Origin of the sequence: Bacillus sp. MSP13, assembly GCF_000815295.1 — a bacterium.
Taxonomy (GTDB): Bacteria; Bacillota; Bacilli; order Bacillales; family Bacillaceae; genus Bacillus; species Bacillus vallismortis.
Genome location: NZ_JXAQ01000009.1, coordinates 145,962 through 167,816, shown reverse-complemented (window position 1 = coordinate 167,816; position 21,855 = coordinate 145,962). Strand labels below are relative to the sequence as shown.

At 42.6% G+C, this 21,855-nt stretch carries 20 protein-coding genes and 3 pseudogenes; 5 read left to right on the top strand and 18 right to left on the bottom strand.

The annotated features are described in order from the left end of the window. Positions 1 to 9 precede the first annotated feature (9 nt). The 13 genes and pseudogenes from SC79_RS10585 to SC79_RS10525 all read right to left on the bottom strand — a co-directional run. Positions 10 to 1,373: pseudogene (locus SC79_RS10585) on the bottom strand (T7SS effector LXG polymorphic toxin); the annotation flags it as partial. Positions 1,374 to 1,605: 232 nt separating this feature from the next. Then, a complete protein-coding gene (locus tag SC79_RS10580; RefSeq protein WP_039074996.1) occupies positions 1,606 to 1,932 on the bottom strand; it encodes an Imm8 family immunity protein in 327 nt (108 codons plus the stop codon). Positions 1,933 to 2,317: 385 nt separating this feature from the next. Next, positions 2,318 to 2,635: pseudogene (locus SC79_RS10575) on the bottom strand (T7SS effector LXG polymorphic toxin); the annotation flags it as partial. Positions 2,636 to 2,743: 108 nt separating this feature from the next. Next, a complete protein-coding gene (locus tag SC79_RS10570; protein WP_039074994.1) occupies positions 2,744 to 3,397 on the bottom strand; it encodes a hypothetical protein in 654 nt (217 codons plus the stop codon). 289 nt (positions 3,398 to 3,686) lie between these two features. Beyond that, positions 3,687 to 4,949, bottom strand: a pseudogene (locus tag SC79_RS10565) (T7SS effector LXG polymorphic toxin); the annotation flags it as partial. A gap of 19 nt (positions 4,950 to 4,968) precedes the next feature. After that, the gene (locus SC79_RS10560; protein WP_039074993.1) at positions 4,969 to 5,238 is read right to left on the bottom strand and encodes a YwqI/YxiC family protein; all 270 of its coding nucleotides are present in this window, start codon (positions 5,236 to 5,238) and stop codon (positions 4,969 to 4,971) included. A gap of 11 nt (positions 5,239 to 5,249) precedes the next feature. Further along, positions 5,250 to 5,615 (bottom strand): YwqH-like family protein, encoded by a 366-nt coding sequence (locus SC79_RS10555; protein WP_039074992.1) that lies wholly within the window; start codon positions 5,613 to 5,615, stop codon positions 5,250 to 5,252. A gap of 305 nt (positions 5,616 to 5,920) precedes the next feature. Beyond that, positions 5,921 to 7,339 (bottom strand): glycoside hydrolase family 43 protein, encoded by a 1,419-nt coding sequence (locus SC79_RS10550; protein ID WP_039074991.1) that lies wholly within the window; start codon positions 7,337 to 7,339, stop codon positions 5,921 to 5,923. A gap of 517 nt (positions 7,340 to 7,856) precedes the next feature. Further along, complete coding sequence (locus SC79_RS10545; protein ID WP_039074990.1) at positions 7,857 to 9,158, bottom strand: pyrimidine-nucleoside phosphorylase; 1,302 nt, start codon at positions 9,156 to 9,158, stop codon at positions 7,857 to 7,859. Positions 9,159 to 9,186: 28 nt separating this feature from the next. Then, entirely contained in the window at positions 9,187 to 10,368 is a 1,182-nt protein-coding gene (nupC, locus tag SC79_RS10540; protein ID WP_039074989.1) for a nucleoside permease NupC, read from the bottom strand. Between the two features lie 92 nt (positions 10,369 to 10,460). Then, positions 10,461 to 11,132: a deoxyribose-phosphate aldolase gene (gene deoC / locus SC79_RS10535; RefSeq protein WP_039074988.1), complete on the bottom strand. Its 672-nt coding sequence runs from the start codon at positions 11,130 to 11,132 to the stop codon at positions 10,461 to 10,463. A gap of 105 nt (positions 11,133 to 11,237) precedes the next feature. Then, positions 11,238 to 12,179, bottom strand: coding sequence for a DNA-binding transcriptional repressor DeoR (gene deoR, locus SC79_RS10530; RefSeq protein ID WP_039074987.1), 942 nt, complete (start codon positions 12,177 to 12,179; stop codon positions 11,238 to 11,240). A gap of 134 nt (positions 12,180 to 12,313) precedes the next feature. Beyond that, entirely contained in the window at positions 12,314 to 13,141 is an 828-nt protein-coding gene (locus tag SC79_RS10525; RefSeq protein ID WP_039074986.1) for a DUF1206 domain-containing protein, read from the bottom strand. 477 nt (positions 13,142 to 13,618) lie between these two features. On the opposite strand from SC79_RS10525, the gene SC79_RS10520 reads away from it, so the two are divergent. After that, positions 13,619 to 14,620, top strand: a complete 1,002-nt coding sequence (locus SC79_RS10520) for a zinc-dependent alcohol dehydrogenase family protein (protein WP_039074985.1) — start codon at positions 13,619 to 13,621, stop codon at positions 14,618 to 14,620. Positions 14,621 to 14,768: 148 nt separating this feature from the next. On the opposite strand, the gene yidA is transcribed toward SC79_RS10520, so the two are convergent. The 3 genes from yidA to SC79_RS10505 are packed head-to-tail and all read right to left on the bottom strand — an operon-like array spanning position 14,769 to position 16,581. Next, positions 14,769 to 15,581, bottom strand: coding sequence for a sugar-phosphatase (gene yidA, locus SC79_RS10515; protein ID WP_039074984.1), 813 nt, complete (start codon positions 15,579 to 15,581; stop codon positions 14,769 to 14,771). Positions 15,582 to 15,620: 39 nt separating this feature from the next. Further along, on the bottom strand, positions 15,621 to 16,181 hold the full coding sequence (locus SC79_RS10510; protein ID WP_039074983.1) for a hypothetical protein: 561 nt from the start codon (positions 16,179 to 16,181) through the stop codon (positions 15,621 to 15,623). Beyond that, positions 16,171 to 16,581 (bottom strand): DUF3255 family protein, encoded by a 411-nt coding sequence (locus SC79_RS10505; protein ID WP_039075006.1) that lies wholly within the window; start codon positions 16,579 to 16,581, stop codon positions 16,171 to 16,173. The genes SC79_RS10510 and SC79_RS10505 overlap by 11 nt, the downstream gene beginning before the upstream one ends. Positions 16,582 to 16,694: 113 nt before the next feature. Between SC79_RS10505 and cotNE the strand changes: the two genes are divergently transcribed. The 3 genes from cotNE to SC79_RS10490 all read left to right on the top strand — a co-directional run bounded on the left by cotNE (position 16,695) and on the right by SC79_RS10490 (position 19,158). Continuing rightward, entirely contained in the window at positions 16,695 to 17,063 is a 369-nt protein-coding gene (cotNE, locus tag SC79_RS10500) for an inner spore coat protein CotNE (RefSeq protein WP_039074982.1), read from the top strand. 250 nt (positions 17,064 to 17,313) lie between these two features. After that, the gene (locus tag SC79_RS10495) at positions 17,314 to 17,667 is read left to right on the top strand and encodes a hypothetical protein (protein ID WP_039074981.1); all 354 of its coding nucleotides are present in this window, start codon (positions 17,314 to 17,316) and stop codon (positions 17,665 to 17,667) included. A gap of 321 nt (positions 17,668 to 17,988) precedes the next feature. Further along, the gene (locus SC79_RS10490) at positions 17,989 to 19,158 is read left to right on the top strand and encodes a DUF4885 family protein (RefSeq protein ID WP_039074980.1); all 1,170 of its coding nucleotides are present in this window, start codon (positions 17,989 to 17,991) and stop codon (positions 19,156 to 19,158) included. 228 nt (positions 19,159 to 19,386) lie between these two features. Here the strand turns inward: SC79_RS10490 and SC79_RS10485 are convergent, their stop codons facing one another. Beyond that, complete coding sequence (locus SC79_RS10485; protein WP_039074979.1) at positions 19,387 to 19,785, bottom strand: hypothetical protein; 399 nt, start codon at positions 19,783 to 19,785, stop codon at positions 19,387 to 19,389. 176 nt (positions 19,786 to 19,961) lie between these two features. Here SC79_RS10485 and SC79_RS10480 point away from each other — a divergent pair, with 176 nt between their 5' ends. Continuing rightward, the gene (locus SC79_RS10480; protein WP_039074978.1) at positions 19,962 to 20,927 is read left to right on the top strand and encodes an iron-hydroxamate ABC transporter substrate-binding protein; all 966 of its coding nucleotides are present in this window, start codon (positions 19,962 to 19,964) and stop codon (positions 20,925 to 20,927) included. A gap of 46 nt (positions 20,928 to 20,973) precedes the next feature. On the opposite strand, the gene fba is transcribed toward SC79_RS10480, so the two are convergent. Beyond that, complete coding sequence (fba, locus tag SC79_RS10475; protein ID WP_039074977.1) at positions 20,974 to 21,846, bottom strand: class II fructose-1,6-bisphosphate aldolase; 873 nt, start codon at positions 21,844 to 21,846, stop codon at positions 20,974 to 20,976. Between the last annotated feature and the right edge of the window lie 9 nt (positions 21,847 to 21,855).

The following is a 21,855-nucleotide window of genomic DNA, read 5'->3' as shown; positions in this document are numbered from 1 at the left end:
ATTAGCTCCTTATTCTGGTTTTTGTCTAGGTTTTTTTTGAGTCCAATCCCACTTATGCCTATGAGGAAATGTATGTGTTCCATCATCAGAGTGGTTAAAATCTATATCTTCTTTTGCCCTTCCTTTTTCATCATAGTATCTTCTTTGCTTTACAGTTCCATCAGAATTTAACAGATCAGTTGAAGAATTAGGTTCACCTTTTCCAGGCAAACTATTTTTATTTTTCACTTCACTATGTTTCGGCATCTTCTCCCCATTTTTTATAACATCATCAAATTTAGAGCCGCTGGCTTTCTTACTAGACTCACCTGCTCCCTTATGAACTTTCGATGCCTTCTTCGCCTTTTTCCCATCATCAATTAGTTTATTAATATCTCTTAACTTTTCTAACTTAGCTATTTTAGCAAATGGTACTGAGTTTATGGAGGCAACAATACGGTCATTTCCTGTGACTTTTTCGCCTGTTATAGGGTCTCTGCCTGTGACGGCCTTAAAAAGATCATTCACGCCGGTAAGATCTACAGCTGTCTCTATGATCTTCACATATCCACTCTCATCCACTTTGATGTCCGAAAGCGAGACGACTGGTTCAAGTTTCATGTTATTACCTGATATGTATACATTGTAAAGTGTATCATTATAAACAACTTGCTTAACCTCTGCATTTGAGAAATCAGTTTTTACATGTTCTACATGTTCACTCGTATGATACACTTTACCATTAATAACAATGATATTTTCATTTACCTTTTTAGAATGACCCGTTTTGACAACTGAATCGACTTTAGACTTTTCTTTCTCGTCTAACTTCTTCAACATCATCTCCATCGGTGAATCAACCGCCTGCTTCATTTGCGGGTTAATGGCGCCGAAGGTTTGGTTGATGTTTTCTTCTTCCTGCGATTTCAGGATGGAGCCGCTTTTGTAGCCTGTGATTTCGATTTTTGGGCCGGTGTACATCGTTTCGAGCTGATCTATGTATTTTTTCATCGTTTGAAAATCTGTTTTTGCTGTTTCTAATGCCTGGGTTTGCTGGCCGTCAAAGTGAAAGAGCTTATTCAGGGTATCCGAAATCAGTCGCTCAGCCTGTTCTGTTTCCATCCGGAAAAGGAGTCATTGACTGTCGGCAGGCTGACGATGTGGTCGATAGCTGATGTTTGGCGATTGACTGCGTCTGTGAGCTGCTCTGTCACTTCTCGCGCATGCTTGCCCCCGTGTCTCGCGTCGTGTGAGAGAAAAGCCTCTGCGATCATGCCGTGGGAGTCAGATTCTACAGAGGAAATCGCATGCTGCGTTTGTTTCAGCACTTTTTTGTATTCGTCGATAAACATGTCGAAGAAAAGGAGAAAGGGCTTGTGGATTAGCTTTATAAAAAATTATTTTTATTAAAAAACCTTGAAAGGCACTTTGCCAATCAAGGTAAAACAGTTACCACTACACTACTCTAAAGTTACTCACTAGGAAGCAAATCAGAGGGTCCTGAAAACCATTTAATTAAAATAATTAAGAAGTGAGAGTTTAATTCTCTTCTGACATGAAAAACCTCTAATTGTTTATCATATAACATGTATAACTATAAGCAACTAGCCAACAACTCTTTTGTTGTTATCCTTGTAATTTAAAGTATTGAGATAAATTATTCATATACTTATCATAGTCATCGTCTTTACATTTATTCATGATAGTCTCTACAGTAGAATTGACAGTTTTTATATTAAAATCTCTCATTATGAAATATCCATGACCTAATTCAATTTCTGTACTTTCAAGTACCTTATCCAATCTTTTAGGGCTTATAATGTTAAAAGTAAATAAATCAGAAGCACCAGGGACATCATGTAATCCTACATCAAGTTCAAATGAAATGTAGAAATCATCAGCGTCTTCTCCCCAATTTTCATAGTCCTTAGTTAAAGCTTTAATTTCTAACATAATTATATCCCACCTTTTAATCTAAAATATCAACATGTACATTTCTTAATTCTGTTTTTGACCCTACAACTGTAATTTCATTTTCAGTGAAGTTAGCTCTCCACATTTTTTCTTTTGGCTTATATTGCAATCTAAAGTTCTTATTTTATCTACACTCTAAAAAATTATTGTTATTAAAAAACCTTGAAAGGCATATAGCCAGTCAAGGTATGATAACAATAACATTATATTTAGAAGTATCAACTACTTCACCTACTGATTTATCTGAGAAAATATCATAATTGTTTTATATATTCTTCTTTCTAATAGAATAAGACTATTTTAAAGTAACTCCACTCCAACTTGTTTGTAAAATTTAACTTTTAGTCTCTCTTCTTGACCTACATTCATTACCATAAAGAAACGAATCAAGCGGCTTAGCTCCGCCAACTTTATCCTCTGGAATGTAAGAAACTTCTTCTAGCCGCTTTTTCCCTCCAGCATAGAATTCTCTCACAATTTGCCCGTTTTCATATACAAAATATTTGCCGCCGACGTAGTCAATGCTTGCAGTATCACTTTCTAACTCGTCAATCACTTCAATCGTATCTATCTTTTTTAATCTTTTATGATTGTACAGTTTATCATCTATCACCCGTATGTCATTATAGACTTTCGGATGGGCTGCTGCTTCTTTCTGTAGAACTGTTACATTACTATCATCAGTCGGTAAAATATTATATAGGGCTTAAAATTGGTATATAAAATATATGCTTTTTAGGCACTCCGCACTCTAAAAAAGACAGCTATCATTCGATAGCCGCCCCTAGTATTAAATCGGTAAACAATATCCATTACCTAAGTGAATATATAGATTATCATTATTATCTTTTTTAAAAGCCTCCCACTCTTCATATACTCCCTTATCAAGATAAGCAATAAAACTTTCCCAATAGTCTTGATCTTCTATTATCTTATCTATTTTTAATGCCCACTGATTTTCAATAAGATTATAAAAGACTGTATCCTCGTGTTCTAAACTTGTAGAAAGTGCGATGGTATTCTTTTTAACTGATTTAATCAGACTTGATATATCTTCAATTCGTTCTGTCCCTCTAGCCCCAATCATCCACATTAGTTTTAATTCATCGGTACTTATATTTTTTATTATTTCTAAGTCATCTTCTGCCTTATATTTTAAGAATGTCCATAATTCTGCAAACTGCTTTGAATTAAAAATAATAGTTTTGTATCTATAATCTGATTCTAAAGGAATTTTTGGTATCCATACTATATGGTCACCATATTTTCTAGCGATTACAGAAGAAGTATTACTCATACCATAATTTAATTTTAGCTCTAAATCACCTGCTACTGAAGTTATTAAGTCATCTGTATATCCCTCATATATTATTTGTGAGTCGTATTTCAGTTTTAACAATTCATTTGTAAATTCTCCATAAGTTTTATAATCAAGTTTTTTCAAGTGCTTTCAACCTCCTGTTTTATGGAGTAACTTGAGAAGGTAACTCCCAACGGTTAGAATACCTTTTCCAATCGCTCTGTGGAATAAACGAACGATGAGTTACAACATCGTCTTTAAGTGTTATATGATACACACCTTGTTGACCGTTAATTGTTCCTGTGTGTAAATATTCTGCACGTCCATCAGGTCTAACAACTGATGGCTTATTAGATAAAATCGTTTTGTCAAAAGATGTAGGGAAGTTATGATGTGTACCTATATCTTCTTTCATCCTTCTTAAAACTCTGTCATCATATTTAAGATTATCCTTACCCTTAGCAACGTTTTTAACTTCCTTAGCCTTCTTCGCCTTTTTCCCATCATCAATTAGTTTATTAATATCTCTTAACTTTTCTAACTTAGCTATTTTAGCAAATGGTACTGAGTTTATGGAGGCAACAATACGGTCATTTCCTGTGACTTTTTCGCCTGTTATAGGGTCTCTGCCTGTGACGGCCTTAAAAAGATCATTCACGCCGGTAAGATCTACAGCTGTCTCTATGATCTTCACATATCCACTCTCATCCACTTTGATGTCCGAAAGCGAGACGACAGGTTCAAGTTTCATGTTATTACCTGATATGTATACATTGTAAAGTGTATCATTATAAACAACTTGCTTAACCTCTGCATTTGAGAAATCAGTTTTTACATGTTCTACATGTTCTACATGTTCACTCGTATTATACACTTTACCATTAATAACAATGATATTTTCATTTACCTTTTTAGAATGACCCGTTTTGACAACTGAATCGACTTTAGACTTTTCTTTCTCGTCTAACTTCTTCAACATCATCTCCATCGGTGAATCAACCGCCTGCTTCATTTGCGGGTTAATGGCGCCGAAGGTTTGGTTGATGTTTTCTTCTTCCTGCGATTTCAGGATGGAGCCGCTTTTGTAGCCTGTGATTCCGATTTCCGGGCCGGTGTACATCGCTTCGAGCTGATCTATGTACTTTTTCATCGTTTGAAAATCTGTTTTTGCTGTTTCTAGCACGTAGGTTTGCTGGCCTTCAAATCGAATGAGCTTATGCAGGGCGTCTGTAATAATCCGTTCAGCCTGTTCTGTTTCCATCTGAAAAAAGGAGTCATTGACTGTTGGCAGGCTGATGATGTGGCCAATGGTCGATGTCTGACGATTGACTGCGTCTGTGAGCTGTTCTGTCACTTCTCTTGCATGTTTGACCCCGTGTCTTGCATCTTGTGAGAGAAAAGCCTCCGCAATTATGCCGTGGGAGTCAGATTCTACAGAGGAAATCGCATGCTGCGTTTGTTTCAGCACTTTTTTGTATTCGTCGATAAACATGCCGAAGAAAAGGAGAAAGGGCTTGTGGCACTCCTCGTAGAAGGTTCGGATCGCATCTCCGCCTTTTCCTTTTAACGCATCCTTCATGCCTGCCAGATGCTCAACGCTTTTTTCCAGCTTCTCCAGCTGCTGTTTTTGCTTGTCCAGTTTCTCAATTGTATGCTGAATACCCTCGTGAAGAGCGTGGACATCTAATGTTTTCAATCCCTTGTCCTCCCGCGCTTTATTTCATGGAAGATGATACGTTCTCGTCCGTTTCCTTCATGGCGTTTACCGCGCTTTCCGTTTGTGCGATATGCTTGGCCAGAACGGACGCATATGCTTCAGTGAGCTTTTTGATGTCCTTATTTAATTGCTCGATGGACTTCACAACGTTTAAATGGTTTCTGCCTGAGATATGGCTGGGCACGGAGGACTTGAGTTCAGCTGAATTCTTGAGCTGGGAAAGCCCTTGCTTCACTGTGCCATACACCATTTTAATTTCCTGTGCCATTTGTGCGCACCTCACTTTCTATGTTTTTCAATTTTTATTTCATGCTCTATTTTTGTGATTTGACGTCTTATGAAATAGACGTCTTCCTCTAATGAATTGATTTTCCCTTCTATGCTTTTCATGATTCCGCTGACCTGTTGGCTTTTGATTTGATCATACATTTTGTTCATTCCATCACGAATATCTTCAAACCGCTCAGCATGTTTTCCTCTCCATGCATTCCGGTCAAGGTGCGGCTGGTGGATGAAGTGCTGAACTTTGGAAAAATCATGTTTGATTTGTCTGATTTCATGTAGCACTCGCTTTAACTGATGGATCTGTTCCTGCTTATCATATAAATCGGCTTTTACCGAATGTAACAACATTTCACTATGCATGCCGCAACACCTCATGTTTCTATCAAACTGTGTTAATTCTTTACAATACAGACTATTTTCATATTACATGATGGGTCATATCGGATGAATAGGTGTAAAGTTTTATCTTAGAGGAGGAGTGGTTAGTTCAAAAATGCTAAAAACTCACTTTTGATGATTTTATAAGGAGGATAATTAGAATAGAGAGGACTTTTTATTTAGGTCTTTATTCCTTACCGATCCTCTGGTTTTTCTTCCTTTGGACTGTTACTTCTAGTCAATAAAGCGGATAAAAAAACGCCTTCCTACGAAGGCGTTTCTCCATTTTATTTAGTTCCCCAAACAGCCTCACCACTGCCATTCAGCACACTAAACGTCATCACGTTCTTCTCTCTCACCGAATCCCACTGCCGTAAAAACACTCCGCTATATTTCTTGCCGGCTAACGTGATGTCGGCTGTGTTTTCCCCGGTTTTCTTCCATGTTCCGGTCATTTCCCCGGAAATGGTGCCGTTTGTGTTGAGCTGGATGCTGATGGTTTTTTTGATGTCGGCTGAGATGTCTTTTCCGTGCTGGATGAGCTTGTAGGTTCCTGTGATGTCTTTTTGTTTTACATCTTTCAGCGTTTCACCCGCATAGCGATATGGCGCTGTTACCGGCCAGCCGTCTTTATTCATGAACATTTGATGGACTCTGACCTGGTGTTCTTCACCTCTGCCCGGGAAGCGGGTGTGGAAGAGTAAATAGGAACGTCCGGTTTTTTCGTCATAATATGCCGAGTTGTGGCCTGGCGAGACGTATCCTGTTCCTTTTTCATTTTCTGTCTCAAACGAATAGCTGCCCATCAGTTTGACACCGTATGGTTCGATCGAGCGGTCGTCGAAGACTGTGCCTTCTTTGCCGCGGACGTCAATCATTGGGTTGCCTTCTGCGTCATAGTATGGACCGTCCGGTTTTTTGGAGCGGACCACACGGATGTTGTAGCCGCCTGTTGCGTCGAGACCGCCATATGATAAGTATAAGTAGTAGTACTTGGTCTCTGGATTGTACAGAACATACGGGCCTTCGATTCTGCTGTGGTTGCCGCCGAGCAATTTTTTACCGTATCCCTGGCCAGGAAGCGGAAAGCCCGTTTTCGGATTCATTTCTAGAATGAAAATGCCGCCAGAGTAAGATCCATATACCATCCACAGCTTGCCGTCTTTATCAAAGAAGGTATGCGGATCGACAACATTCGGATGTTTGGTCGCGTCATACGGTGTTCCATCGTCACTTGTGCCTTCCATGCCTGATTTCAAAAAGATGCCTTTGTTTTTATAAGGGCCTTCAATGTGATCAGCGACGGCAACACCCAAGGCTGATCTTGGCGAATCGCCGCGGCAGGCGTTATAGTACATGTAGTATTTGCCGTCCGCCAGCTGTGTGACGTCAGCCGCCCACAAGGTATCGGATTGGGCCCATTCAAAGGTTTCTTTTAATTCTTCGTAGACATTCGGAATCAAAGGATTGTTGTTGCTTACACTGGTCGTCAGCTGCTGCCACTGCATAAGGTTATTTGTTTTTGCTGAAGCAAGATGAGATCCAAAAACATAAAAGGTGCCGTTTGTCTCAATGACAGAAGGGTCATGGACACTGACTTCTGTAAAAACGGGTTTTTCTTCCTTTTTTGCATACACGGAGTTTGGCAGGGTGAAGGCCATGATAAGGGCTGCAAGAAAACATACACGGAATAATCGATTGAACATCTGCACAATTCGCCTCACTTTTTTATTAAAATTTAAAGCGCTTACATATCCTCTACTTCATAATTCAACCCTTTTGCCGTTTTTCCTTCTTTATGTTTTCTATTTTTCCATCCACATGTGTCAAACCTTCGGCCGGTCTTGTCACGTCATAGATTATAACAAAGCGGCTTTCTTCAGGATCAGTTCCCTTTTCGTGACATTTTTTATTATCATACCTGACTGATCGTTACGGTTTCAGTCAACTTGGCGATACCCTAGATTTCATTTAGCTCGGTCGCTTAAACAATCAGGGGCCTTTACCTTCCTATATAGATGAGAATGCGAGCGCTAACTTTAGAAAGAGAATCTTAAAAAAGAGAGAAAGTAAAGGATCTGACTTTTCGCACACCGCTTTAACCTCTTATGCCTTCTTGCATCGTCCTCACTTTTGATCCCATCTTTTCAAAAAAGCAGCCGAGAGGGAATACAAAAACAATAAAAACAGCACACCCCACTCAGGATGGGATGTGCTTTATTTTTATTCCGTAATCAACGTATGAATCAGCTTCGGCGCCTTCGCTTCCGCTGCGATGCGGATGTTGTCATAGACTTTCGCCATGACTTCATCGACGTTCTCACGGTTGGCGTAAAGCGTGACGAGCGGTTCGTCTTTTTCTACCTTGTCGCCGACCTTTTTGCGGAGCATGATGCCGACGGCTAAATCGATTTCGTCTTCTTTTGTGGCACGTCCAGCACCTAACAGCATGGCTGCGACGCCGATTTCGTCCGCGACGATTTCGGAGACGAAACCGGCTTCTTTGGCAGGCACATCAATTTGATAGGCAGCCTGCGGAAGCTTAGACGGATCGTCAACAATCGAGCAGTCGCCGCCTTGGTTTTTCAGGAAGTCCTTGAATTTCTCCAGCGCTTTGCCGTTTTTCATGACTTCTTCCAGCTTCGCTCTCGCCTCGTCTAATGTATTGGCTTTTTTCGCAAGCACAACCATTTGGCTACCGAGCGTTAAAACTAGCTCATGAAGATCTTCAGGACCCTCGCCTTTGAGCGTGTCAATCGCTTCTTTGACTTCAAGCGCATTGCCGATCGCAAAGCCGAGCGGCTGGGACATGTCAGAAATGACTGCCATGGTTTGGCGGCCGACGTTATTTCCGATACGCACCATCGCTTTGGCGAGTTCAGCGGCGTCTTCTTCCGTTTTCATGAAGGCGCCCGCTCCCGTTTTGACGTCTAGTACGATGGCGTCCGCTCCGGCAGCGATTTTCTTGCTCATAATCGAGCTTGCAATGAGCGGGATGGAATTAACCGTTCCCGTTACATCACGCAGCGCGTACAATTTTTTATCAGCCGGCGTCAAGTTGCCGCTTTGGCCGATGACGGCAACCTTGTCGCGGTTCACGAGCTTAATAAATTCGTCCTTCGACAGTTCCACGTGAAACCCGTCAATGGCCTCTAATTTATCAATCGTTCCGCCCGTATGGCCGAGGCCGCGTCCTGACATTTTGGCTACCGGCACATCAAGAGCCGCAACAAGCGGGGCGAGAACGAGTGTTGTCGTGTCGCCGACGCCGCCGGTGGAGTGTTTATCCACTTTAATCCCTTCAATGGCAGAAAGATCAATCGTTTCACCAGAGTTCACCATAGCCATCGTCAAGTCCGCACGCTCGCGGTCACTCATATCCTGGAAAAAAATCGCCATGGCAAGCGCGCTTGCCTGATAATCAGGAATGCTTCCGTCCGTATAGCCGTTCACGAAAAATTGAATTTCCTCTGTGGTGAGTTCTTTTCCGTTTTGTTTTTTGATGATGATGTCTACCATTCTCATTATGGTCACCGATCCTTTTCAATTATGTTCAGTAAATCAAGCCCACAATTGCCGCTGATAAAAAGCTGACAAGCGTTGCGCCGTATAATAATTTCAAGCCGAAACGAGCAACAACATTTCCTTGTTTTTCATTCAGTCCTTTTACGGCACCGGCGATGATCCCGATTGAGGAGAAGTTCGCAAATGACACAAGGAATACCGATACGATCGCTGTTGTTCGGCCGCTGAATTCGAATCCGTTTTGCGTTAATGTCGTCATGGCGACAAATTCATTAGATACCAATTTTGTTGCCATAATGCTTCCCGCATTAACAGCTTCATTCCATGGGATCCCCACAAGAAAAGCGAATGGAGCAAACACATATCCAAGAATGTCTTGGAAGGAAATACCGAATACTGCGTTAAAAATACCGTTAATCAAGGCAATGATCGCGACAAATCCAATCAGCATCGCAGCGACAACAACCGCTACCTTGAAGCCATCAAGGATGTATTCTCCGAGCACTTCGAAGAAGGATTGCTTTTCTTCCTCTTCAACACGCAGCATATCCTCTTCTTCTTCCACATCGTAAGGATTAATAATCGTAGCAATAATGAAACCGCCAAATAAGTTCAAGACCAGCGCCGTTACAACATATTCCGGCTCTAGCATCGTCATATACGCGCCGACGATTGACATGGATACGGTTGACATCGCAGAGGCGCAAAGCGTGTACATGCGCTGCTGATTTAAAAGACCGAGTTCTTTCTTCAAGGAGATAAATACTTCAGATTGCCCTAAAATAGCAGAAGCGACTGCGTTATACGATTCCAATCTTCCCATACCGTTTATCTTGCTGAGAGCAAGACCGATATATCTAATAATGAACGGGAGTATTTTCCATTTTTGCAAAATCCCAATCAGTGCGGAAATAAACACAATCGGCAAGAGAACATTCATAAAGAACGTCGTTTGGTCCGCATTCACCAGACCGCCAAACACAAAGTTGATTCCCTCTGCCGCGTATTCAAGCAGGTAATTGAATCCTTTTGCAAATCCTCCTACAAGGAAATTCCCTACACCGGTATTGAGGAGAATGTAGCCGAGTATAAATTGCAAAATGAGCATAACAACAATTGGGCGGATCTTAATTCTCTTTTTTCCGCTGCTTGCGATCCATGCAAGGCCTAAAAACACGATTAAACCGATAATCCCAATCAAATACTTCATATGTGTTCTCCTTTATCTGTATTCGCTTACAATAATATTTCCCCGTGAATAATAGAAGAGTAACGGAAAGCAATCAGCCTTCCGTCAGCTTCTTAATAGTTGTCTCCGCCAGATGCATGTTCCCCTTTTACAATGGAAACGCCTGCGCTAGCGCCGATTCGGCTCGCTCCCGCTTCGACCATTGTGTCAACATCTTCTTTCGTTCTGATGCCGCCGGATGCTTTCACGCCGATATCAGGGCCTACTGTTTTGCGCATTAAGGCGATATCCTCCTTCGTTGCGCCGCCTGTAGAGAAGCCTGTTGATGTTTTCACGAAATCCGCTCCCGCAGAAACCGCTAAACGGCATGCACGCTCTTTTTCTTCATCAGTCAGAAGGCATGTTTCGATAATGACTTTGACAAGCGCTTTTCCGGCTGCAGCTTCCACCACACCGCGGATGTCCGCTTCAACCATATCATCTTCTTTGTCTTTCAAAGCGGCAATGTTAATGACCATGTCCACTTCAGTGGCGCCTTTTGAAATCGCGTCTTTTGTTTCAAACGCTTTTGTTTCAGTTGTGCTGGCACCGAGCGGGAAGCCGATGACCGTACAAACGTCAACTCCAGTTCCCTCAAGCTCTTTTGCAGCAAGCTGCACCCATGTCGGGTTGACACATACAGAAGCAAATTTGTATGTTTTCGCTTCTTCGATTAATGTTAGAATTTCCGCTTTTTGTGTATGCGGTTTCAAAGCTGTATGATCAATTATGTTAGCTAATGACATCCGTCCCACACTTCCTTTTTTGTTAAGATATTTTTTAGCATAACCGACTTTTGAACATATGTAAATTGGTAATTGAAATTTTGTTCAGCGAACGGTTAGCACATGTCACAAATCATGAACAAGCGCCCTTGCGGTATGCTGGTCGATGATTAAAACGTTGGCGTATTTTCCTGTCAACGCCCCGTGTATGGAGGACACTTTTCTGCTCCCGCCGGCCACTAAAATGGAGCGTTCCTTCTGCCTGAGGTCTTCAAGCTCGACGCCGATGGTCCGGTCATTGATGGCGCTGCTGCAAATATTCCCTTTTGCATCAAAAAAGCGTGAACAGATATCCCCGACAGCTTGCCTTTTCAAAAGAGCTTTCTCTTCTTCATTAAAATACCCGAGCCGGAATAACAGCGCTTCGTCACGGACCGTTCCCACCGTGAAGAGAGCGATATTCGCCTGCTTGCCCATCTCGATAATCCGTTCGATATGCCGGTCGTTCTCCACCATTTGCTTTACATCCGCATGATCAAATACGACGGGAAGCGGGAGATAGCGCGGCATCGTTTGAAAAGCCTCTGCAAACAGCTGAATCGTTTCAGCAGAATACGTGTTCACCCGGGAGTGGCTGATGCCGCCTTTCAGCTGGACGACCTCGACGCCTTTTACCTCCTTCGGCTGCATGTTTTGCGCAATTTGATACATCGTGGTTCCCCAGCTGACACCGACAATGTCGCCGTCTTTCACCGTTTCATGCATATATTCTGCACCATAGCGGCTTAGGTCATGTGTAATTCCTGCATAATCGGGTGTCGGGGAAAACACAACATGCGCCTCGAGAAGCCCGTACTTTTCTTCAAGCATTGAACCGAGGGCATCCAAATCCTCAAACGGGTCCATGACGCGAATCTGGACAAACCCTTTTGCTTTTGCATATTGCAGCAGCCGGGAAACGGTCGGCCTTGAAATGTTGAGCTGCTCAGCAATTTGCTGCTGACTGTAATCAGACTGATAGTAGAGCCTTGCCGCTTCTATGCTTAATTGTTGTTTTTCCCGATCCATTCCGCACCTCCCTGTGGATCAGTTCATATTGAAACTGCTTTCGATTTGCTTTTATTATACAGGCTGACGCCGGCTTTCATCCACCTGATTTCAGAGAAATTGAAAAACGCTCTAAACGCGGACCTGTCCAGAGCTCACTTCTTCCATGTCATAGACTGATAAATGCCTTTCATAATGGCGTACATTCCATATAAAATCAGCCCGAACGCCAACATAGATAGAATCCATTTGCCATGCGGCTGCTGTGCGAGTTCGGCGAGCGCGCCGTCAAAGCCTCTTGTATCATCAGGGTCAGCGGTCATGGCTGTCTTAATGAGAAAATAGCCGATGGCCGAGAAAATAATCGCTCGGGCGATATGGCCTGCGCGCCCGGTGTTTTTCGCGATGCATATCATCTGTTTGTTCATTTTTGATGTATCGAATTCTCTCATAAATGAAGCCCGGACGCCCTTCACAAATTGAACGATCGCAAATAGGACAAAACCCGCACCCGTAAGCCCTGTGAGCCATTGGCCAAACGGCTGTGCCAATACATAAGCGGACCACGTCTGTTCTGACGTGCTTCCTCCCCCTTGGCCAAATATAAATCGCAAGGCTTTCCAAGCAATGGTTCCGTATACAGCGGCGCTAAAAAGATTTCCCATCCTCCGCGACAGCCCACGCCTGCTTGTTCCGTGTCCCTCTGTGTCTTTGAACGCGCTCAACACCATCCATATCACATAGCCGGTGAGACCGACGCCAATGAGCAAAAGCAAGATCGGTCCATACGGCATGCGTGATAACATGTGGAGCGCTCCGCTCGAATCTTTCGCGCTTCCCGCTCCAGCTGCCGTCATACACGCTAAGATCCCGAGCAGGATAAAAACGCCGCCAAATGCAAAGTAACCAAACCTCCCGCACCTCTTAATCCAAGGCTTGGTTTCTTGTTTGATTTTAGAAAAACACCGTTCTTTTGATTCCATGTGCTAAACCTCTCTCGCCAAAAACTTACTAAATCATTCCCGTCTGGATAAAATTGAAACAGCAAGAAGAAATAAACCGCATATTAATCGTAATATTCAACTGGACTCCTGAAGCTTGATGATAGTTCTGGACTGAATAATGGTGTTGACCATGCAACAGCAGCTACTGCCCGTCATATCGCCTGCTAGTTTTCCTATGCACATCGCTGTTGCGATTCTATTTCCTTACCTGCCACAAAACCACCACTATTTGCTCATTCCGATAATGTTTCAGTGAATACCGTACTTACCATGTTTACTCTTTTTCATTTTTCATTGCCTCTTTTGATCTAGCTCAATCCGATTTTCCTTTCTCACATGCCAAACGGTGTTTTTCTAGAACATCACTAATTTGTAACGACAGATTATATTGACATAATTCAAAAAAAGTGCACGCTTAACTATGAAGTTATTTACTTTGAAGGTGGTGAATAAGTAATGGATAATGTTTCTTTAGTTTACAAAGAATTCGGTGACCCGTTAAAAAACTTACAACTTAGCAATGGAAAGAAATCACCTCTCAAGCCAAATGAAATTCTTGTCAAAATGCTTGCTAGCCCTCTCAATCCTTCTGATTTAATTCCAATTAGAGGGGCCTATTCTCATAGAATTAAGCTGCCGTCAGTTGCAGGTTATGATGGCGTAGGTATTGTTGTAGATCATGGTAAAGAGGTTTCAGGGTCGATGATTGGAAAAAGGGTTCTTCCTGTAAGAGGAGAAGGAACTTGGCAACAATATGTAACCACAGCATCTAATTATGCATTAGAGGTTCCTCCATCAATCAGTGATGAAGATGCTAGTCAGCTGTATATTAATCCATTAACAGCTTGGCTCATTTGCACGGAATCATTACAAGTTCAACCAAATGAAATAGTTTTAATGAATGGCGGAGGTACATCTATCGCAGGGCTGTTTGCACAGATTTCTACTTTACTGGGATTCCGCTTAGTCGTCATTACACGAAACAGCCGCAAGGTAAGCAAACTTCAAAAACTTGGGGCATGGAGAGTGATCGATACTTCCAAGGGTTCTGTACCCGAACAGATTTCTGATTATTGCGGCAGATCTGTTGACCATGCAATTGACTCTGTTGGAGGAGAAAGCGGCGAATTGTTAGCTCGGGCGTTAAAACCTCAAGGAACATTTATCAGTTTTGGGCTTTTGTCAGGTATACCAAATAATTGGAAAAGGTTTCATGATGTATACCGCGTGTCACCCCAATTATTCGCCTTAAGACTCTGGAATGAGAGACATTCCGTTTCTGAATATCGCAATCGCTTTTCGGAGGTCATTAAGCTTTTCAAGAGCGGAAAAATGGTAATGAGTGCTCCAGAAAAGATATATGATTTTGAAAATTTTCATGATGCCTTGAAACATTATGAAAAGCCGGGTTTGGATGGAAAAATACTGCTGAACTTTGCAATGAATAAGGAGATGTAACATTTGATTGATTTTTCATTAACAGAGGAACAGAAACACATTGGAATGATAGTTTGCACGCAAATATGTTTTGTGCAAAAAAGAATTCTATGTTTGTGTTTTGAACTGACTAAACAGGAAATCCAGCCTCCTAAAAGGCTGGATTTTCTTATTTCGCCAACACAAGCTCTTGAATCGCATGCGCAACGCCGTGTTCATTATTGGAGCGCGTTTGAAAGTTTGCTGCCTCCAATATTTCCGGAATGGCGTTTGCCATGGCAACGCCGCAGCCCGCCCATTCAATCATTGTCAGGTCGTTCCCGTTGTCGCCAATCGACATGACTTCGGCCTGTTCAATTCCAAGCAACTCCGCCAGCTGGCGTACTGCATTTCCTTTGCTGGCTTCAGGGTGCAGAATTTCATAAAAGAAAGGCGCGCTTCTAACCATCGTGTATTTTTCTCTCACGTCTGTAGGAATCGATGTAATGACGTGGCTTAAGTTCTCCGGTTTATCAATAAACATCACTTTCGGGATGAGGATGTCTTTTGGCATTTCGTCAACTTTTCGGTAGTAAAGCGGCACTTGTGTCACATAGGATTCGTATACGGTAAATTCGCTGATATCGCGGTTAGGCGTATACAAAGAAGATGAATCAAAGAAATGCATCGGCGTCTTCAGCTCTAAGCTCAGGTCATATAATGATGTCAAATCATCATATCCGAGAGACAGCTCCGTAACCACTTCATTTGTATGCGTGTTTTGAACGAGCGCTCCGTTATATGCGATGACATAATCGCCTTCTTCAATTAGATTCAGTTCATCTAAATATCTCCGCACTCCCCCGATAGGCCGCCCGGTGCAAAGCACAATTTTAACGCCTTCCGCTTTTGCCGCGTGAAGCGCGTTGCGGACCTCCTCTGTTACTTCATGGTGGTCATTTAAAAGTGTTCCGTCCATATCAATTGCAATTAGTTTGTACATCCTGCATCTCCTTCGTGTCGTTTTCCGGCTATAGTCCCATCATATCGTTTTTTCTTTTTGATATTCAACTGGAAGAGATGATTTTCTTCTGATTCTATTAAGACGCCGGCCTTGTCTTCTGATGCGCGTGCGCGGTTTCCGCTTTCTTTCTGTCACCATTTCGCCGTTTTCTGCTTTTTTCTGTTTCATCAACAGGAAGCCGGCAGCTAAAAAAGGAATGCCGGTTATATTCAAGATGGCGAGTTTCACACCTGCCGCCGCCAAAAAGACTGACCATGATGATGCAGGGTCCCGTCTAATCATGACGTAAGCGGCCACTTCCATCACAATCAAGATGGCATGCAACACGACACAATAAATAAGAAAGGCAAGCGCAAAAAACAAAATATAATTGACGAAAGCCCCTGAGTACATCATAGCGCGCATCATTTGGATAAACGATAAGGATTGCATAGATCCGCTGATGACATTTGGGTTATAGATCGTATAGTCACTAAATAAATGTTTCATCTTGAGAAAAACCCCTACTATCAAGGTCCATTGTATGATATGTAAAATAAGTCCTGTTAACACCAGGCTTTCAGCTTTTTTATTTCTCATATGTCTCCTCCTTGCCAGCCTTTGATTCTATTCTAGTCATTGTTTTTGTCTGGCCATTTTGCTCCCATATCAACGTCCCGTTTTCTCCTCTTTTCAGCGTGCTTTTGATCGGATAATAGGAGCCGAGATACTGAATCTCGATGGACCCGTCAGTGCTTTGGGACAACACCTTGTATGCATTAGAAGGGAGCTGTACCTCTCCTCTTCCTTTTATCATTTCCGTCTCCAGCACCTCATCTTTGGTAAATGTAACCGTTGCTGACCTCACGCCATCCATAGGTCCTGGGGTTATTCCCTCATCCCACGTTCCGTAATAAAACGGCGTCTCCTCCTTTTGCTGCTGGCAGCCCCCTATCATGAAACATAAAGCCGCTAGTAACATGACACAGTTTTTTCTCATGGCGATCACCGTCCTTTCTCTCCTTGTTGGGTGAATGCCGTGGCACTGTGCCAATGACTACATAAGTTATAAAGAATTCACCCATACATTACATTTTTAAGGAGATTGATCACATGTACCCTTATCCATATTACGGCCCGCAGCCGCATCAGCAGGAACCTTCCTATAGCCACTATGAATACAATCCTCATCCGCGGCAGGATGAATACAACCCACAACCCATAGACAGACAGCCGCCGGCATTAGAAAGAAGAGTTGCAGCTCTTGAACGGCAGAATGAACAACAAACAAGGGAATTGACACGGCTCACAAATGAAGACCGGCGCCAAAATCGAGAAATTGCCCGGATGGCCGAACAGGTCAGTCAGTTAAGCCAAGCTATTGAACGCCATACCCGCCGCTTAAATCGGCTCAATCAGCGCCTCCGTACAGTCGAAAACAGGCTGAATATCCCATTTACCGCGGGTGAAGGCGGTTTTTGAAGCGGGCAAACAAAAAAGCGGAAGACGACTCCCCCATTTCAGGGCTTCGTTTTCCGCCATCCTTACTGTATGAATAGCGGAACATTTACATAAAAAGGGTTTGTACAAAGTATACAATTCTACACCGACTGTGTTCAAAGAAAGAAAAACTGAGGAAAATAATTGTAGTTTCTCGTTTGAGGAATTTCTTTTCAATCAGGTTGCATGATAATACCGACTCACGTCAATCGATCACATGGAGGGATAACTCATGCACAATATACAACACGGCTTGCAGCAGCTGAACCAAGCCCGCCAGACTGCTCAGCAGCTTATTCAGCAAACACAGCAAAGCAGCCAGCAATATCGTCAAATGCTTCATCAGGAACAGCAAAACATCCAAATGCTGCAGCAAATTCTAAACCACGAACAACAAGCTGCACATACCATTCAGCAAGCGCTGCACGGACATGACACGGCCATTCAAAAATGCCAGCAAGTTGTCAATATGTGCAACCAAATGCAGCAGGAACTCACTGGACAATCCAGCGTGATGAATACGAATGTTTCTACACTTCCGTTCGGCCAAAACACGTCATTCCAGCAGCATTCCTATCAGCAGTAACCATAGAAAAAGCTCAATACACTGTTCGTGTTGAGCTCAGACCGAAGACAGACCCCCACTTCAAATTTTGATTTGAGGCGGGGTCTTTTATTTCAATTTAATCATTTCTTTACGATTCATGACAGCAAAAACGGCCTGCATTGAACACGATTTTAGACCCTTCAAGATGATCTTTATCTGCGTTTACCACAAAAAAGGCAAATCCATAGTTTTATCTCCGCTAATAACTCATAATTACAAATTCACCTATATTATGTTAAAAAATTGATTTATTTGTCGATATCATCCATAACAAACGAAAAGATGAAAAGAGGAAATGGTATGCACATAAAGGATATTGTCCAGCTGCAATACTTTGCACAACAAATCAATAAACAAAGTCATACATCCATCCGCAAAAAAGATACAGTGGCAAAACAGGAGAATCAGTTCCATGCTTACATAAAATCATCGCCCGCACAGAACAACAGTCTGAAACGAATCAATTATTCTAGAGAATCGGTGATGAGTGATAAGACTGATGTGGCAAAACGCTATCAACGAGCGAATGAGCAAACAGTTGTAGATACAGGTGAGGAAACGTTAATTCATAGTAGAAATCCATATGTTTCCGAAAGTGACATTAAACTTCAAATACTTGATGAAAAATATAGTCGAATCAATAAAATCAATTTGTCAAAAGAGTATCCGTTTGATTATATACGCGATAAATATAAAAATGCCAATTCACCATATTTTCGTCATGATTTAACAAGTGAAGAGAGACAAGCAGCATATGACAATGAGACAGAGTGGCTTTATAAAGGGAAAGCACAACATTACAATATGCGTGATGCGGCATTTCGTCATGTGGATATGTCTGCACCAAATGAGGATGATCGAGCAAAAGCATTTCAGCGAGATATCGTGAATCAACAAATGGGTCTTCTCTTTGATCGCCAAAACTTGACGATTCCGGAGAATACACAATTAACATTTACCATTACACCATTTGATTATGCTACAACAGTAACTGGAATTGATGATCAACATATCATTGATACCATTGAAGCACTTTTGAATAGCGGTGATAACGGCAAAGAGTTATTTCAACATATCATGGGAAGCAAAACAGATGATTCTGCACAATTTGAGAAAGAGCCATACGACAAGTATCAAGCCGTTCGAGAAATATATGAAAAAACCGGTTATCTTCTTGGTGATCTTCAAGCACAAAATGGAACGTTCATGACAGAGGATGGTCGTGATATTTTGGATGTGTATCGTGAAGCTTTAGAAAAAGATCCATTAACGAAAGACTTTACCTCAGTAGCGTTATCTCATTACGGTTCTGAAGTAAGGCACCTTGCATCGGTTGGTTATGATACGATTCCCGACTTGGTTTTATCTATTCATTATCAAAATGGGTCCCTTGAGGATATGGGCCAGAGCAAAAGTTATGGTACAAACAACCGCGCTTGGCTTCCGTCATTGCATCTTTCGAATCGTTAGAAACGCACTCATTCGATACTTAGAAAGATGAGAAATAAATAAAAAAAGAAGGCAATCGACCAAACGTGATGCTTGAACAACGCCGTCACCTGTAAAAATCGTGCCCAACAACGCTCTCCATTCCTGTCTGCACGCGTTTTCATGACAAGGTGAAAATGAAATCTTTTGTCCTCAGCCGGACTTTGCCATCAGAAAAAGCTCAACACCCTGTTCGTGTTGAGCTTTTTCTTACCGTTCCTTGCGAATATGTATATCCTGAATAGACTGCTTCGGAGCATGAAATCTGCTCTCGGCTTCACTTCTTGCCTCAGCAAAGGCCCGTGCCTCCACATTGTCTTTGTAGACATCGAGCTGAATCAGATACAGCGGACGCACTTTAAAACCATGAATAATCGTCACAGCCCATAATGGGAGAACAACAAAAATTCCTGGTTCATCGGGCAGCACAAAACCAAATGCAAATACGAAAAAATAAATGATTCCATACATGATCCACTTTCTATTTCTGACCTTGATGCCAATAAATAAAAAAGCAAAAAAACTGGTTATGGCAAAAGGCATGAAAATAAACAGCATCCACCAGCTATTCAGCCACTCCCACGCGGCACCTCTTTTTGTGATTCCCATATTTTTCTCCTCCCATTCACCTATAATAATTGATTAAGCATACCGCGTCATCTGTAAACGAAAAAAACTTTCTCTCCCTAAAATAGAGATAGACGGAGAACAGGTTTCTTGCTATATTATTAATTGATAATGATAATCATTATTAATGAAATCACCATACATATTGGGGGGTCTTGATGAAAAAGAACATATTGCTCGTGGGCATGCTGGTGCTGCTTCTTATGTTTGCCAGCGCTTGCAGCGGCACGGCTTCGAAAGGAAGCTCAAGTGATTCAGATACCGAAAAGACAGAAATGAGAACATACAAATCAACAAAAGGGAACGTCAACATTCCGGTACATCCAAAACGCATCGTCACTGATTTTTATGCTGGAGAATTGCTGTCTGTCGGAGCGAATGTGGTCGGCTCGGGCTCATGGTCATTTGATAATCCGTTTTTAACATCAAAGCTAAAAGATGTGAAGAATATCGGTGATCCAATCAGCGTTGAAAAAGTGATGGAGCTTCAGCCTGACTTAATTGTTGTCATGAATGAAGAGAATGTCGATCAATTAAAGAAAATCGCTCCAACTGTTGTTGTTCCTTATAACACAGCGAAAAATGTACAGGATACAGTCAGCATGTTCGGGGATATCGCCGGAGCGAAAGATGAAGCAGCATCATTTATGGCTGACTTTAACAAAAAAGCGGAAGCAGCCAAAAAGAAAGTGGCCGGCGTCATCGACAAGGATGCAACCTTCGGCATATATGAAAACACGGACAAGGGCGAATTCTGGGTGTTTAATGATAATGGCGGACGCGGCGGCCAAGCTGTATACAACGCGCTTGGGTTAAGAGCGCCTGAAAAAATCGAACAGGATGTCATTAAAAAAGGAGAGATGAAACAGCTCTCTCAAGAGGTTATTCCTGAGTATGCCGCAGATTATATGTTCATTACGGACTACAATCCGAACGGCGAAAGCAACACACTCGATAAGCTAAAGGAATCCGCTATCTGGAAAAACCTAGACGCTGTCAAACATAACCGTGTGTTCATCAACGATTTTGACACATTCTACCCGTACGACCCGATCTCCGTCAGCAAACAGGTTGATTTGATTGCTGATATGCTGGTGAAGCGCGAGAAAGAAAACCAAAAATAAAAAATGGCATGACAAAAGCACTCACGCTGACGTGAGTGCTTTTTCTTCAGCTGACTTGCTGTCTAGCGGCTTTTCCCGCTGAGCCGAATTCTCTCATTTTGCTTTTCACTGTTTCTTTTACCGCGTCGATTCCCGGGGTCATATAAGCGCGGGGTTCATATAAGTCAGGATTGTTCTCGAACATGACGCGCGTTTTTTCTGCCCATGCCACCATACATTCTGTATTGATGTTGATCTTCGCGTGGCCAAGCTGGATTGTTCGTGCGATTTGATCAGCCGGAATTCCCGATGCGCCGTGAAGAACAAGCGGAATGTTCGTGGTCTTAGCGATTTCCTCCATCTCTTTGAAGCCGAGTTTAGGCTCACCTTGATACTTGCCATGTACTGATCCGAGCGCAGCCGCCAGGGCGTCAATATTGGTTTCTTCCACGAGACGCTGGCATTCATGAAGATCAGCGTATTTGACACCGCCCACAAGGCCGTCCTCCATGCCGCCTACTGTGCCGACTTCAGCCTCCACTGACACACCGTGAAGCTTCGCATAGTCCGCTACCTCTTTCGTCATGGTGATGTTCTGATCAATCGGCGAATGTGACCCGTCAATCATCACCGAGCTAAACCCTGCGTCAATGGCTTGTTTGCAGCGCTCCACACTGCTTCCATGATCAAGATGAAGGACAACGGGAACGGTAACTGACAATTCTTCCATCAGCGTATTGACCATCGCGGCTACGGTTTTGAATCCGCCTAAATAGTCGATCAGCCGGTCCGACGCCGCAGCAATGACAGGCGACTGTTCTTCCTCCGCAGCCTGTAAAATCGCCTTCGTCCACTGCAGGCCGTTGATATTAAACTGGCCGATTGCGTAATGCTCCCGCTTTGCATCTTCAAGAAGCTCTTTCATCGATACAAAAGCCATGTTCACCCC

Bases quoted from the DNA above. Each gene is read 5' to 3' on its own strand.
- SC79_RS10580 (WP_039074996.1), bottom strand. From the start codon at position 1,932: ATGTTAGAAATTAAAGCTTTAACTAAGGACTATGAAAATTGGGGAGAA.
- SC79_RS10560 (WP_039074993.1), bottom strand. From the start codon at position 5,238: ATGGCACAGGAAATTAAAATGGTGTATGGCACAGTGAAGCAAGGGCTT.
- SC79_RS10555 (WP_039074992.1), bottom strand. From the start codon at position 5,615: ATGCATAGTGAAATGTTGTTACATTCGGTAAAAGCCGATTTATATGAT.
- SC79_RS10550 (WP_039074991.1), bottom strand. From the start codon at position 7,339: ATGTTCAATCGATTATTCCGTGTATGTTTTCTTGCAGCCCTTATCATG.
- SC79_RS10545 (WP_039074990.1), bottom strand. From the start codon at position 9,158: ATGAGAATGGTAGACATCATCATCAAAAAACAAAACGGAAAAGAACTC.
- nupC (WP_039074989.1), bottom strand. From the start codon at position 10,368: ATGAAGTATTTGATTGGGATTATCGGTTTAATCGTGTTTTTAGGCCTT.
- deoC (WP_039074988.1), bottom strand. From the start codon at position 11,132: ATGTCATTAGCTAACATAATTGATCATACAGCTTTGAAACCGCATACA.
- deoR (WP_039074987.1), bottom strand. From the start codon at position 12,179: ATGGATCGGGAAAAACAACAATTAAGCATAGAAGCGGCAAGGCTCTAC.
- SC79_RS10525 (WP_039074986.1), bottom strand. From the start codon at position 13,141: ATGGAATCAAAAGAACGGTGTTTTTCTAAAATCAAACAAGAAACCAAG.
- SC79_RS10520 (WP_039074985.1), top strand. From the start codon at position 13,619: ATGGATAATGTTTCTTTAGTTTACAAAGAATTCGGTGACCCGTTAAAA.
- yidA (WP_039074984.1), bottom strand. From the start codon at position 15,581: ATGTACAAACTAATTGCAATTGATATGGACGGAACACTTTTAAATGAC.
- SC79_RS10510 (WP_039074983.1), bottom strand. From the start codon at position 16,181: ATGAGAAATAAAAAAGCTGAAAGCCTGGTGTTAACAGGACTTATTTTA.
- SC79_RS10505 (WP_039075006.1), bottom strand. From the start codon at position 16,581: ATGAGAAAAAACTGTGTCATGTTACTAGCGGCTTTATGTTTCATGATA.
- cotNE (WP_039074982.1), top strand. From the start codon at position 16,695: ATGTACCCTTATCCATATTACGGCCCGCAGCCGCATCAGCAGGAACCT.
- SC79_RS10495 (WP_039074981.1), top strand. From the start codon at position 17,314: ATGCACAATATACAACACGGCTTGCAGCAGCTGAACCAAGCCCGCCAG.
- SC79_RS10490 (WP_039074980.1), top strand. From the start codon at position 17,989: ATGCACATAAAGGATATTGTCCAGCTGCAATACTTTGCACAACAAATC.
- SC79_RS10485 (WP_039074979.1), bottom strand. From the start codon at position 19,785: ATGGGAATCACAAAAAGAGGTGCCGCGTGGGAGTGGCTGAATAGCTGG.
- SC79_RS10480 (WP_039074978.1), top strand. From the start codon at position 19,962: ATGAAAAAGAACATATTGCTCGTGGGCATGCTGGTGCTGCTTCTTATG.
- fba (WP_039074977.1), bottom strand. From the start codon at position 21,846: ATGGCTTTTGTATCGATGAAAGAGCTTCTTGAAGATGCAAAGCGGGAG.